This is a genomic window from Candidatus Atribacteria bacterium (genome assembly GCA_011056645.1).
GTDB lineage: Bacteria > Atribacterota > Phoenicimicrobiia > Phoenicimicrobiales > Phoenicimicrobiaceae > Sediminicultor > Sediminicultor quartus.
Genome location: DSEL01000097.1, coordinates 1 through 14,152, shown reverse-complemented (window position 1 = coordinate 14,152; position 14,152 = coordinate 1). Strand labels below are relative to the sequence as shown.

The window sequence follows — 14,152 nt, the reverse complement described above, 5'->3', positions numbered from 1 at the left end:
AGGGATCATCAAGTAGAGATGCAGGTCTGTCAAATAAGAAGGAAATATCCTTACTTTGGTAAAGAGAAGATTAAAAGAATATTAGAAAGAGATTGCCATATAAATATTTCAGTTTCCTCAGTAGGCAGAATCCTAACTCCATATAGATCTCTGGTCTTCCCCCGATAATCCGGACACTCAGTTAAGACACTTTCATTAACATTAACTTTTCATATTCCTCCGGACTGCAGTAGCCTAAAGAGGAATGTAACCTTTCTCTATTGTAAAAAATTTCGATGTATTCGAAAATATCTCTTTGGGCTTTTCTTCTGGTTTCATATTTATTCTGGTAAATCAATTCCACCTTTAAGGTACGATAAAAACTCTCCATGACAGCATTATCGAAAGCAGTTGCTCTTGCCACTCATGGAACAGATTATACCATGTTTTAACAAAAGCAGCTGATATAATTCGCTGGCATACTGGCTGCCTCTATCTAAATGCAAGAGTAAATCCAATGAAAGATTTCGCTGTTTTAAGGCCATATCCAGCGCAGCAATGACCAATTCCTTGGTTAATCTGTCGCTTAGTGACCAGCCGATGATTTTCCGAGAATAGAGATCCATAATAGTAGCCAAATAGAGCCAGCCTTCTCTTGTGGCACGGTTGAGATGATTTTCGGCTACCGGTTTGCCATGTTTAGAATCAGTTGTTGCTTTGTATTTTCTTTTGGCTACTGCACGGATATCCATTTCCTGCATTAATCGTTCTACACGTTTTCTGCCAATAGGATAGTCTTCCCGTAATAGTGTCTGGTGGATACGAGGACTGCCATAGGTTCTGCGACTTTTTTGGTATATTTCCCTTATTTTCTGTTTTAATTCCATATCTTTGCTCTTTCTCTTACTTATAGGATACTTCAGCCAATCGTAATATCCGGACCGGGAAACTTTAAGGACTTGGCACATCTTCCTAACACTGAATCGTTCGGTGTTCTCCCGGGTAAACCGATAGCGATCTACGGTTTTTTCGTGAAGATGGCCAAAGCTTTTTTTAGGATGTCACGCTCTATCTGGATGTCATTTAGTTCTTTTTGTAATTTCCGAACCTTCTCCTCCTGGGGAGTGAGGTTTTCCTTGCCATGACCGGGGAAGGCCAGCTCTCCACACTTGCGGTATTCTTTGCGCCAATGATTTAAGTTATGAGGAGAAATCCCCAGATCACCGGCAACTTGCTCGATAGTCTTCCCTGAGGATAGACTGTACTCCACTGCCTCTTTTTTAAATTCCTTGGTAAATTGTCTTTTCTTTTCTTCCATGTTACTTGAACCTCCATTAAATTGATTATAGTCTTATCTTGTTGTCCGGTAAAGCGGGGGAGGCTCAGTATAATTTTAGAATTTCCAGCGAACAAAATCTATGGACTACTTTTTTTGATATTTACGAGAGATTTCCTAAAAAAATTGATATACCATTTAAAATGGTTTCCGGTTTCAGGGATGATAATCCCGAACATTTGCAAGCACTTAGAGAAGCGCTTGTTAATCTTATCATCCATACTGATTATTTTAGCCGGGCAAACCCAAGGATTAGAGTATTTTCAGACAGATTTGAATTTTTTAATCCCGGATCACTCCCCAAAAAAATAGAATATATTTTAGAAGAAGATTTTTCTCTGCCGAGAAATCCTATAATTGCCAAAATATTCAGATTTATTAGATTAGCAGAAAGTATAGGCAGCGGTTTCCACAAAATGATTGAAGGATGGGAACAACATTATGGAATAAAACCAGTAATAGAGGGAGATTTTGATTATTATAAAATTACTTTTCCCGTTATTACTGGAAAAGTCCCAGTAAAGTTGGGAGTAAAGTTGGGAGTAAACGAAGTAAAAATTATAGAATTGATGAAAGAGAATAAATATATCACAACGAAAGAGCTTTCTGGACATATAAAAATAAGCACTACGGCAATTGACAATAATATTTCAAAATTAAAGAAAAAAGGAATATTAAAGAGAATTGGTACTGCCAAAGGCGGATATTGGGAGGTAATAAAAAAATGACCTTTCTCGCATTTCCTCCCACTTGAGGGGGGAGGATTAAGGTGGGGGTGAGATATTTTCTGTTATTACGAACTCTGATTATCAGGGTGTGGCACTATCTATCTGACAACTGTAAACCGAGAACCGCTAACTTTTTCTTTTAAAAAGAAGGATTTTTCCAACCCTTTGTCGAATATATAATAAAGAACCATGGGGGACATTCTTCTTTTATACTCTCGCAATTAATGCATGGTTAAAAGTAAAGTGTGTCCCCCTGAATCTAAATCAAAAAGAGCACATTAAAAAATGCAATATTTAAAAAGTAATACTAAGTTTAGTATTCTTGCTTTTTTAATCATTGTTCTTTGTATTACTGTATCTATTTCCACCCTGGCCAAAAGCGAAGTCTACCCTGCCTGTGCGTGTATGCACGCAGACAGGTTCTCCTTATACGATAATCCTAAAATTTTGTCTACTACTTCCCCAAAACCAGAAGTTCAAACCATAAATATTAACCCCGCCTCTCAGGATGAACTGATAAAAGCATTAAGAGTAAGTGAACCTCTTGCCCAAAAAATAGTTACCTTAAGAGATTCAATAAGCGGAGGATTCAAAGAACCGCAAGACCTTCTTCAATTACCCGAGATAACCAAACTCGAATGGAAGGAATGGGAAGAAGAAGGGATAATAATCAACATTAAGTAAAAATAAAATGATTTTCTTAAAAAAGAAGGATTTTATAAACTTTTTGTTGTATTAAAATAAAGTTATAACATAATTAGAAAGGAGTTATTTTTTACTTTTAATGACAATTTAATAAGCTGATTGTATATCTTGAAATTGTGGAAAAAACTTTCCCTTGATGCATTGTTGGTGACGATGTTACTATTTTATATTTTTTAAGAGGAATTAAAAAATTGAATATGACTAGAAACGAAGCACAAACAAGAAAAGAGTTAATTGATGCAAGGCTAAAAATTGCTGGATGGGATGTTTTAAACCCTTCCTTAGTCACTCAAGAGCTAGATATCTGGTGTGGTTTACCTGGTTTATCTAATCAACGAATAAATGATTCCCAATCACCATACCAAGGACATCTTTTTGTTGATTATGCTCTTCTTTCAAAAGAAGGTAAATCAATTGCAGTTGTTGAGGCAAAAAAGACAGCAGTTGATGCGGAAATTGGAAAAGAACAAGCACGTAACTATGCCGAAAAAATACAAAAATCAAACGACGGTGGTCCAATGCCTTTTGTTTTTTATACGAATGGTTACGATGTATTCTTCTGGGATACTGAGCGTTATCCTCCACGAAAAATCTTCGGCTTTCCCACAATTACAGATTTAGAGCGAATGCAGTTTTTACGAGAAAATAGTAAAGTGCTTTCAAGCGAATTAATTAATACAAATATTGTGGGGCGCCCTTATCAAATTCAGGCAATTCGTTCTGTGCTCGAACGTGTTGAGAAGAAATATCGGAAATTTCTTCTAGTTATGGCAACAGGTACAGGAAAAACAAGAACCTGCATGGGACTTCTTGACGTATTGATGCGGTCTAATTGGATTCAGAAGGTCTTATTCCTTGTTGATCGCATTGCTTTAAGAGAACAGGCATTGGATACTTTTAAGCAATATTTACCTAATGCACCTATTTGGCCGAAAACAGGTGAAATTAAGTTTATTCCTAATAGAAGGATTTATTGTGCAACCTACCCAATGATGCTTAATCTAATACAACAGGATCTTTGTCCTCTTAGTCCTCATTATTTTGACATGATTATAGCTGATGAAAGCCATCGCTCAATTTATAACGTTTATAAAAATATTTTTGATTATTTTGATGCGGTACAACTGGGACTTACAGCAACACCAAAAAATGCAATAGATCACAATACCTTTCAATTATTTGATTGTAAAGATGGCTTGCCAACATTTGCATATTCATATGAAGAAGCGATTTATAATATTCCGCCATATTTATCTGATTTTGAAGTTTTAAAACTACGAACCAAGTTCCAACAGGAAGGAATTAATAGCAAAACAATAGCTGAAGCAGAAAAAAACAGGTTGATTCGAGAAGGGGAGGATCTTGATGAATTTAATTTTGAGGGTACTGAACTCGAGAAAAAAGTGACAAATAAAGGAACAAACGCGGTTATTGTGCGTGAATTTATGGAAGAGTGTATCAAAGATCCTAATGGAGTTCTTCCCGGAAAAACGATATTTTTTGCTATCTCTAAAAAACATGCTCATAGATTATGTGCGGTCTTTAACGGTCTTTACCCTGAATACAAAGGGCAGCTTGCGGAAGTTATTATTTCAGATGTTAAGGGTGTTCATGGCAAAGGCGGTATTTTTGATCGGTTTAAAACAAAAGATATGCCTCGCATTGCCATTAGTGTTGATATGCTGGATACTGGCATTGATGTGCGTGAAATTGTAAATCTTGTTTTTGCTAAACCAGTATTTTCTTACACGAAATTTTGGCAGATGATTGGCCGCGGTACACGGGTTCTTGATCCGGATGACATAAAATTTTGGTGCCCCAAAAAAGAGAAATTTTTAATTATAGATTGCTGGGAGAATTTTGAATATTTCAAGATGACTCCGAAAGGAAAAGAACCGAAAGAAACACGTCCGCTTCCGGTCAGACTTTTTGAAGCACATATCAATAAGCTTTTTGTTTCCCAAAAGAAAAAAGAGGCGGCAATAGTACAAAAAACAATTAATACTATTAGGAAGAATATAAAAGAATTACCGAAAAACTCCATTGTTATTTTAGATAATCAGGAATACTTAGAAAAAGTAATGGATGACAATTTTTGGATTAATATAACGGATGGAAAACTTGATTACTTACGCATGTATGTTAGCCCGCTTATGCGTGTGCTTTCAAATGCTGATTTTAAGGCGATGCGTTTCGAGTTGGATGGTACCGAAGCTCAAATAGCCCGCATCATGAGTGATGACGAAAAATTTGAAATTCTTAAGGATATAATCATTGAAAAAGTCAGCGAGTTACCGTTAACGGTAAATATAGTAGCAAAAGAACGAGTCTGGGTTGAAAAAGTGCAATCAAACCATTTCTGGATAACAGCATCAGATGATGATCTGGATGAAATGATCGTGCGTCTTGCACCTCTTATGAAATATCGACAAACTGAGAAAATTCCAGAGAAAAAACTCAATATTCAAGATCTTTTAACTGTTAAAGAAACCGTTGAATTTGGGCCTCAACATGAACGGATGACCGTCGATAAATACCGCCGTAAAGTTGAAGATTTTATTCGCGAACTTGTAAAGTCAAATCCTGTTCTCCAAAAAATTTCTCAGGGAGATAATGTAACCAATAAAGAAATAGATGAATTGGCTAATATTTTAAAAGAGCATTATCCGCATGTAACTGAGTATATCTTGCGGGAGGTTTACGATAACAGAAGCGCGAAGTTTATTCAGTTTATTAAGCACATTTTAGGCATTGAAGAAATAGCAACATTTACGGAAACTGTATCCATTGCTTTTGATGATTTTTTACTTAAGCACAATAATTACGGTGAAAAGCAAATTCAGTTTATTTTAACCTTAAAGACATTTGTATTACAACGCGGTATTGTAAAGAAGAAAGACCTTATCAGCGCACCATTTACTCAGTTGCATCCCGAAGGGATTAGAGGTGTTTTTAAACCTCGGGAAATAGATGAAATTCTCGAATTAACTCAAAAAATTGCAAGTTAGAAAATATATAAATGTATAATAAAAGATAATTATTAGAAGATTATAAAAGCGTGAAAGGCAATATCTCTTTAACTATTACATTAGACATGACTTGGGCGGTTAGTTTTATAGCTAATCTACTCAAGAAAGGAGCATTTAAAATGTTTCAAATATGTGCAGCGTGCGTGGACGCTCTCGCGCGGGGACAGGTTTGTCTTTGTCCTTGTATCGTTGCAAGCCATGTTATTTGTATTATAAGAGATATTGCTTCACGGTAGAGAGCATGAGGGGGTTCGATTCCCCCTCCCCGTATCATTGAAATAGGAGATTTTATGCTAACAGTAAAAATGAAATCATTAATTAATCAGCTCTGGGATAGTTTCTGGAGCGGTGGGATTGCTAATCCTTTAACAGCCATCGAACAGATATCATATTTGTTATTTATGCGTCGTTTAGACGAAATAGACTCCAAACTTAAAAAGGATGCGGAGTGGACCAGAGAAAAATATACTTCCATATTTGAAGGTATGTTTACTTCACCATTAACAAATGTAGAAACCAATAAACAAACCCTTCGTTGGAGTCATTTCAAACAATTAGAAGGCAGAGAAATGCTATCCCATGTACAGACAAGAGTATTTCCATTTATTAAGCAGATTAACGGTAAAAATAGTACTTTTGCTGAACACATGGCTGATGCCGTTTTTATTATTCCCAAACCCACTCTTCTTGTTGAGGCGGTAAATATTATTGATGCTCTTTATACAGAGATTGAAAAAGAAATGCAAGCCGGACAAACATTTCACGACACTCAAGGCGATATGTACGAATTTCTTCTATCTGAAATTTCATCATCCGGTAAAAATGGACAATTCCGTACACCTCGCCATATTATAAAACTAATGTGTGAATTGATTAGTCCAAAACTTGGAGAGACGATTGGTGATCCTGCTTGTGGAACTGGCGGTTTTTTACTTGGTGCATATCAATACATACTTACACAGCAAACCAGCAGGCACCATATTACGACCGATGAAGATGGATTTGAACGAGGTTTTGGTGATAAGTTGACTGATGAACGTTTATGGAAAGAACTCAGAGAAAATACCTTTTTTGGTTATGATTTTGATACTACTATGGTCCGTATTGGATTAATGAATCTCATGCTTCATGGCATTACTAATCCGAACATTAAACGAATTGATACACTATCAAAAAAATATAATGAAGATAATCATTACGATGTACTCCTGGCAAATCCTCCCTTTAAGGGCAGTATTGATAAAGGTGATATTAACGAAAACTTTTCACTCAATACCACAAAAACAGAATTACTTTTTGTTAACCGTATTATTAATTCGTTAAAGATTGGCGGACGCTCTGCAGTCATTGTGCCGGATGGTGTTTTGTTCGGTTCATCAAGAGCTCATAAAGATTTGCGCAAGATACTTATTCATGATTGCGAGTTACAAGGAATTGTCTCGATGCCTTCAGGAGTGTTTAAACCTTATGCAGGGGTGAGTACAGCTATACTTGTGTTTGTCAAAGGAGGGACAACCGAACATATATGGTTTTACGATATGCAAGCAGACGGCTATTCTCTTGATGATAAGCGAACTCGTATTGAAAAAAATGATATTCCCGACATCGTGAAAGAATGGAAAGCACGAAATAAAAATGCGAATGATAACTGTAAAACCAAACACTTTTTTGTGCCGATAAAAGTAATCATTGAAAACAACTATGATTTAAGTATAAATCGCTATAAGGAAATAGAATATATTCCAATGAAATATGATAAACCGGAAGTGATTTTGAGTAGGATTGAGGAATTAGAATTAGAAGTAAAGAATAATATAAATGTGTTAAAGGAATTGAAAAATAGTGAATAGAGTAGATATTTTGGAAGCAGTTAAAATCACGAGTAACCGCGTCAAGCTTTTTGATGATAAAAAACGTTATTTGGCTACTGGTAATTTGTCCAATCAAGGTATAGATAATTTTTTGTTTGTAGATTATGAGAATAAACCGAGCAGGGCTGACTTAATGGTTAGTGAGGGAGATTTAATTCTAGCTCGAATGAAAGCAACTAATAAAGTTTTTTTAATAGATTGTGATTCAGAAAATTTGATTGTTTCCACAGGCTTCTTAACTCTGAAACCTAAAGATGGTTTTGATGGGAGATATCTTTATCACTATTTTCGTTCGAAAACATTTCAACGTTTAAAGGATAAGTATTGTTCGGGAGCCACTCAAATGGCCATTAGTAATAGTTCTTTTAAAAATTTAAAAGTTCCTCATTATAAAATTGCACAGCAAAAAAAAATTGTCCAAATCCTTGACACAGCCAGTAACCTTCGTCAAAAACGTAAAGAACAACTTGCTTCCCTTGACGACTATCTCAAATCTGTTTTTATCGAAATGTTTGCTAGTTATTTAAATATCCAAAGTGAATTTATTTATCTTGAAAAGTTAACAAAAAAAATAACTGTCGGTCATGTTGGGCCAACAAGTTTTGCTTATATTGATAGAGGTATTCCTTTTCTAAGAACGCAAAATATTAAAAGAAACTTTATTGATTTAAATCAACTAGCTTATATTGGCGAAGAATTTCATAGAAAATTAAAGAAATCACAAATTCACACCAATGATGTTCTAATTTCTCGAGTAGGTGTCAATAGAGGAATGGCTGCGGTTGTACCAAAAGAATTAGATAGTGCAAATTGTGCAAATGTGGTTATTGTTGGTAAAAGTGAAGGATTTAATTCAATATTTTTATCAGCATATTTGAATTTTACTTATGGGCGTTCAGCCAAATTTGGTTACTCAGTTGGATCTGCTCAGGGGGTTGTAAATACGTCAATTATAAAAAAATGGCCAATCATTGATGTTAATATAGAAATAGAAAACAAATTCGCTTCAATTGTTGAACAAGTCGAAAATACAAAACAAAAAATGCGCGCGTCCCTAGAGGAAATGGACACTCATTTCAACGCGCTAATGCAGAGGTATTTCGAATGAAAGTATATTTTTCCGATTTTTTTGATGTAGATCCTTATGTCATAGAAAAATATGGTGCCTTTAATATTTCTCTTATTAATGATTTCCCCTTATTTATAGATCCCTTTCTTTTATTTCACAGTGACAAGAAAGAGTATCAAGAAATGCATAGGGAAATTTTACACTATGTAGCTTTTTTACGTGATCAATCAATTAAAATAGGAAAAATGTCTGACGGTGCTTTGCGTAGCTGGTATTGTTTTCCTGAGATTAAGCAAACATGGCTCGGTTACAGCAAAATTGGTAATAAGGGGAGAGGCCCAGGTATGGATTTTGCACGGGCACTTAATGACAATTTGCATGGAATATTTTCAAATTTTGATGACAACAAGATTTCTCGCGATTCACATATTGAAAAGCTTTGTTTAATTAAAGAGAATACAGGTCGAGATAATATAAGCGATTTTGTCACCAATTTAATTAAAGGATATTTACTTAAATATACTCAAAAATTTGCAATAGAGAATATAGATAAATCAAATCTAAAAAAATTTCGTGTTTCACATGATTCTTTTAATTATAAAACGAAAACATGGGATCCTGAATACTTTGTGTTGCCGGTTTATGATAGAGATTTTGTTTTATTAACACCTAAGGATTTGTTAACGAAAGATTACACATGGATAAATAAGCATGATTTAATTGACAAATTTCATGATATTGTTGACATTGTTTCTAACGAAGAATTAAGGTATCGATTAAATGAATATTTTTTTAATTCACTTCCAGAACCGGAATATACAAAAAAAGGCAAAGAAAAAGCTTTTAGAAAAAAAGATATTGCCATGGCTGTTAATGAAGTAATAAGGAAATATCCTGAATTTCTGGATTATTATATAAAATATAAAGAAGATCATGGAGAAGAAGCAAAATCAGTTAGCAAAGAACGTGTAGAAGAAGTGCAGAATCTTTTTGTTGATGAGCTTTCAGAGTTTATAAATCAATTATCTAAAAAAACAAAGTTTTACGAAAAACACGGTGATACTTTAGAAGAAAGTTATGGACGTGTTTCGTTTTTAAAGGATATTATTGAAAATAAAGACGGTTATCGTATTTTTTATTTTAAAGGAGAACCCATTAAGCGTGAGTCAGACATTCATATTATGTTTAGATTAACTTGGTTTGCCAGCTTGTCAGCCATATCAAGGGAGGCAAATGAAGGGCGTGGTCCAGTTGACTTTATGATTTCCAAAGGGGCTTCCGATAAAACCTTGGTTGAATTTAAACTAGCTTCAAATACCAAACTTACACAGAATTTAGCCAATCAGGTAGAGATATATAAGAAAGCGCATGATACAGAAAACACAATAAAGGTAATTTTATTTTTTTCAGAACAAGAAGAGAAGAAAGTAAAAAGAATTCTTGAGGATATAGGTATCTCGAACGAGAAATACGTTGTACTTATTGATGCCAGAAAAGATAACAAAATATCAGCCTCAATGGTAAGATAAATATTTCTTTGGAGGCGAAAAATGAGAAAAACAATAACATAGGGAAAGTTATGTTGATAATAAAATATAACAGGGGAAATACCCTGACACATATTAAAATTATTTTATGTTTTATAAATATTAATATTCGATCAGAGAGTATAAGATGAAAAACAATGAATTAAATATGACATTACCTGAAGAACATTATAAAGAAACATATAGTCTTTTAAAAGCTATTGATAAAAATAAAATTGCTACTTGGCTGCTAGAGGAAGGATATTTTCCTGAACAAAATATACTTCCTCCTTCTTTTAAAGTAGACAATTTTGTTCTGAAAAATGTTCCATATATTAGTGATTTAAAAAATCAACCGCGTAGAAATCTTGACTGTGTATCATATCCAAAATCATTTTTAACATCTCGTGTTTATGGCATTCAACATCCACACAATTATCATGATATTGTCTATTGGCTAATTCAAGATTGGACTAATATTATTGACCATATATTTAATAATGATAATTTAATTTATACTTATAGTATACCTATACCAGTTAATGCTAAAAATAAAGGAGAGCTTAGTCCATTACGATCGGGTCGTTTAATTTATGAATGGATTGAGATGGCCGAACGAGACTTAGTTGCTGAAGCACATAGATTTAAAGTCCTAATAAGAACAGATATTATAAATTTTTATAATTCAATTTATACGCATAGTATTGGATGGGCTTTGCATGGCAGAGAGATAGCATTTTCGGATAAAGATTGTAAATTAATTGGAAATAAAATAGATAAATTAGTTCAATATGCAAATGACAGTAAAACAAATGGTATTCCTGTTGGTTCGGCGGTCAGTGATTTAATTGCTGAAATACTTTTAGCAAAAATTGATCAAAACGTTTCGTTAAGATTGAAAAATGAGAAAATTGCTTTCTTGGGCACACGTTTCAAAGATGATTACAGAATCCTTGCAAATAAAGAAGAAGAAGCTAAAAAAATATTAAGCATTCTTTCTGAGGAGCTCCATAAATTTAATTTACTTATTAGCGAAAATAAAACTCAAATTCTATATTTACCAGAAGGGTTATTCAGGCATCATAACCGTGAATATTTCCCTTATTCGCTCCGAAAGAAAAATAGAATATCATTCAAATCTTTTGAATTTACACTATTAAAAGTGCTTGATATCCATAAAGAATATCCTGGGACAAGTATAATAGAAAAATTTTTAAGCGAATTATTTGATAAAAACTATAGTTTAAAATTATATTTCTCAAATAATTTAAAAGTTCGCAAAAAAGAAATTCTAAAAACATTTAGCCTTCTCTTTTTATTAAAAAGGGAGTCAGAAAAAATCGTATGCTATGTTATGACAATTATTGAAGTTATTTATCTTATGAATAATGGAAAATATAATTTAAAAAAATATTTACGTGGAATAATAGAGCTTGGAATAAAAAAGGCTTCCGAAAAAAAATCTGTGTTTGAAATAATTTGGTATATCTTTTTTTCTCGCTATATACAACTCGGAGTTACTTTATCACCACTTATTGATCCAACTTTGAAAGAAAATCTATTATTAAAATCGATGATTGCTAGTCGTCAAAAAATATTTTCAGATTCTGGGATAAAATTATTTAAAAAACCAAAAGATTGTCATGATAATATATTAGCAAAACAACTTGCAGTTTTTAATAGGTCTAAAGAATAGGAGCATAATGTTTTATAGTGTGTTAGGTATAGTTGTTTGATACATTTTTCTTAATTATTTAAATTTTGTAAAAACATTTTTACACAAGAAAGAATTAAAAAATAAAAAGAGGTACCATTATGATACCAGATTTTCAAAGTATTATGCTTCCCTTACTTAAAATATCAGAAGATAAAAAAGAACATACCCTACAGGAAGTAAGAAATTCATTAGCAGACTATTTTAATTTAACCAAAGAGGAAAAATCAAAGCTTTTATCTAAGAGCAAACAACCTGTATTCAATAATCGAGTTGGGTGGGCTAGAACATATTTAAAGAAAGCCGGGCTTTTGGAATATACTCCAAAAGGTCATTTTAGAATTACAGAAAGAGGGTTAAAAGTATTACAGGAAAAACCATCAATAATAAATGTAAAGTATTTAAAGCAATTCCCAGAACTTCTTGAATTTATAAAACCAACAAAGAAAGAAAAGAAAATTAAAGATAAAGGGATTGAATTATTACTTGAAGAAAAAACACCAGAAGATTTATTAGAAATCGGTTAAAAAAACAGGGGACGGTTCTTTGTTTGACAATTCCCGATTACCATTGGCAAAGTAAACTTTTGTCGAGATGATGTTTATGCCCGGGAAGCCATAGGAATAAGAAAAGTAAAATATATCACATCATGACAAAAGTATAAGTTAATAAAGATATTTGTAGATAGTGAGGATTATGAAAAATGAATTCTAAAATTATTCGCCTTGTAAAGGATCTTTTTTTATAAAGGGCAGGTTTCTAATTTTTTCAGCTTTTTCCCTTCCTTATCCATATCTATAAAGGCCATTGTAAGAAAATATTACATATACTTGACATATTTTATAACATATATTAAAATGATATCAAAAAGGAAGGGGGTTTCCTTTGTGGATATCTTGAAGGAAAAAATTTCTAATAGAATAAAGAAGATAAGAGAGGGAATAGCGCTTTCTCAGGAAGATCTGGCAAAGAGGATGGGTATTAGTAGAGTTGCCGTTTCACAAATAGAAAATGGCAAGCGTAGAATATGCACTGAGGAATTGATACAATTATCGAAGATCTTTAATATTTCAACAGATATTTTGCTCAATATCGAAGAAGATATTGAAGTTATATTTGAAAAAAGCAAGAAACAAAAAGTGGAAAAGAAAAACGAAATAAGAATTAGTGTACCGCAGAAAAATATTGAAAAATTCAAAGAAGTACTGCTTTATATCTTAGGGAAAATCGGTTCTAAAGCCAATGTGGGTGAATCAGTATTATACAAACTGCTTTACTTTATCGACTTTAATTATTATGAAAAATATGAAGAACAACTAATTGGTGCTACCTATATCAAAAACCATTATGGGCCAACACCCAAGGAATTTAAAAAAATCACTGAGGAGATGCAGGGTAAAGATCTGGTTAAGATACAGGATGAATATTTTCAATATCCCCAAACAAAATATATACCGCTTAGGGATCCTGATTTATCCAAATTGAGCACTAAAGAGCAAAGAGTCATCGATGATGTTTTAAATATACTATCAGATATGAATGCCAAAAAAATTAGTGAATATTCGCATAATGATGTTCCCTGGATAACTACAGAAGAAGGCGATATAATCGAGTATGAATCCGTGTTTTACCGAACTGCACCTTATTCAGTGAGGGACTATAGTGAAGAAGAAGCTATTTAACGAGATACGTAAAGTTAATGAGTTTGAAAGAGATTTTAAGAAGTTACTTAAAAATTTTAAGACACTTGATGAAGATTTAGATAACTTTATCAATGTCCAGTTAAATCTTGCCCATAAATTAAATATTATAGACAAGAAAAGTATTGTTAGGATCTCTAATCTTGGTATAAATGAACCTAAGATTTATAAGGCCAGGAAATTTGCCTGTAAAGCATTAAAAGGGAAGGGGGGATTCAGTGGAATCCGGATTATCTATGCCTATTATGAAGAGGAAGATATCATTGAGTTTATAGAAATCTATTATAAAGGGGAAAAAGCAAACGAGGATAGAGACAGAATTTTAAGGTATTATTCTCAAAAAGAGGCTGAAAAAGCTGCAAAAAAAATGCTTAAGAATCAGGGTGGTGGAGAGCTTACTACTGCTGTTAGAGATAGAAAATTCAGAAGCAAAGATACAATTAAACCGGTAATATACAAGTAATATACAAGTATACAAGGGACAGACACCTATTT

Annotated in this window: 10 protein-coding genes and 2 pseudogenes; 11 read left to right on the top strand and 1 reads right to left on the bottom strand. The window is 33.2% G+C overall.

Going from position 1 to position 14,152, the window contains the following annotated elements; genetic code table 11:
• Window positions 1-165: pseudogene (locus ENO17_04055) on the top strand (helix-turn-helix domain-containing protein).
• A gap of 16 nt (window positions 166-181) precedes the next feature.
• Here ENO17_04055 and ENO17_04050 read toward each other — a convergent pair.
• Window positions 182-1,297, bottom strand: a pseudogene (locus tag ENO17_04050) (IS3 family transposase).
• Window positions 1,298-1,338: 41 nt separating this feature from the next.
• Here ENO17_04050 and ENO17_04045 point away from each other — a divergent pair.
• The 10 genes from ENO17_04045 to ENO17_04000 all read left to right on the top strand — a co-directional run bounded on the left by ENO17_04045 (window position 1,339) and on the right by ENO17_04000 (window position 14,120).
• Window positions 1,339-2,043 (top strand): HTH domain-containing protein, encoded by a 705-nt coding sequence (locus ENO17_04045; GenBank protein HER24208.1) that lies wholly within the window; start codon window positions 1,339-1,341, stop codon window positions 2,041-2,043.
• A 285-nt stretch (window positions 2,044-2,328) separates the two neighbouring features.
• Window positions 2,329-2,727 (top strand): hypothetical protein, encoded by a 399-nt coding sequence (locus tag ENO17_04040; protein ID HER24207.1) that lies wholly within the window; start codon window positions 2,329-2,331, stop codon window positions 2,725-2,727.
• 218 nt (window positions 2,728-2,945) lie between these two features.
• Entirely contained in the window at window positions 2,946-5,756 is a 2,811-nt protein-coding gene (locus ENO17_04035) for a restriction endonuclease subunit R (GenBank protein HER24206.1), read from the top strand.
• 326 nt (window positions 5,757-6,082) lie between these two features.
• The gene (locus ENO17_04030; GenBank protein ID HER24205.1) at window positions 6,083-7,627 is read left to right on the top strand and encodes an SAM-dependent DNA methyltransferase; all 1,545 of its coding nucleotides are present in this window, start codon (window positions 6,083-6,085) and stop codon (window positions 7,625-7,627) included.
• On the top strand, window positions 7,617-8,756 hold the full coding sequence (locus ENO17_04025) for a restriction endonuclease subunit S (protein HER24204.1): 1,140 nt from the start codon (window positions 7,617-7,619) through the stop codon (window positions 8,754-8,756). The genes ENO17_04030 and ENO17_04025 overlap by 11 nt, the downstream gene beginning before the upstream one ends.
• Window positions 8,753-10,246 (top strand): hypothetical protein, encoded by a 1,494-nt coding sequence (locus ENO17_04020; protein ID HER24203.1) that lies wholly within the window; start codon window positions 8,753-8,755, stop codon window positions 10,244-10,246. Before ENO17_04025 ends, ENO17_04020 begins: the two co-directional genes overlap by 4 nt.
• A gap of 166 nt (window positions 10,247-10,412) precedes the next feature.
• On the top strand, window positions 10,413-11,939 hold the full coding sequence (locus ENO17_04015; GenBank protein HER24202.1) for a hypothetical protein: 1,527 nt from the start codon (window positions 10,413-10,415) through the stop codon (window positions 11,937-11,939).
• 116 nt (window positions 11,940-12,055) lie between these two features.
• Window positions 12,056-12,484: a hypothetical protein gene (locus tag ENO17_04010; GenBank protein ID HER24201.1), complete on the top strand. Its 429-nt coding sequence runs from the start codon at window positions 12,056-12,058 to the stop codon at window positions 12,482-12,484.
• Between the two features lie 360 nt (window positions 12,485-12,844).
• Complete coding sequence (locus tag ENO17_04005) at window positions 12,845-13,639, top strand: DUF4065 domain-containing protein (protein ID HER24200.1); 795 nt, start codon at window positions 12,845-12,847, stop codon at window positions 13,637-13,639.
• A 277-nt stretch (window positions 13,640-13,916) separates the two neighbouring features.
• Window positions 13,917-14,120, top strand: coding sequence for a DUF2188 domain-containing protein (locus tag ENO17_04000; protein ID HER24199.1), 204 nt, complete (start codon window positions 13,917-13,919; stop codon window positions 14,118-14,120).
• Window positions 14,121-14,152: the final 32 nt, after the last annotated feature.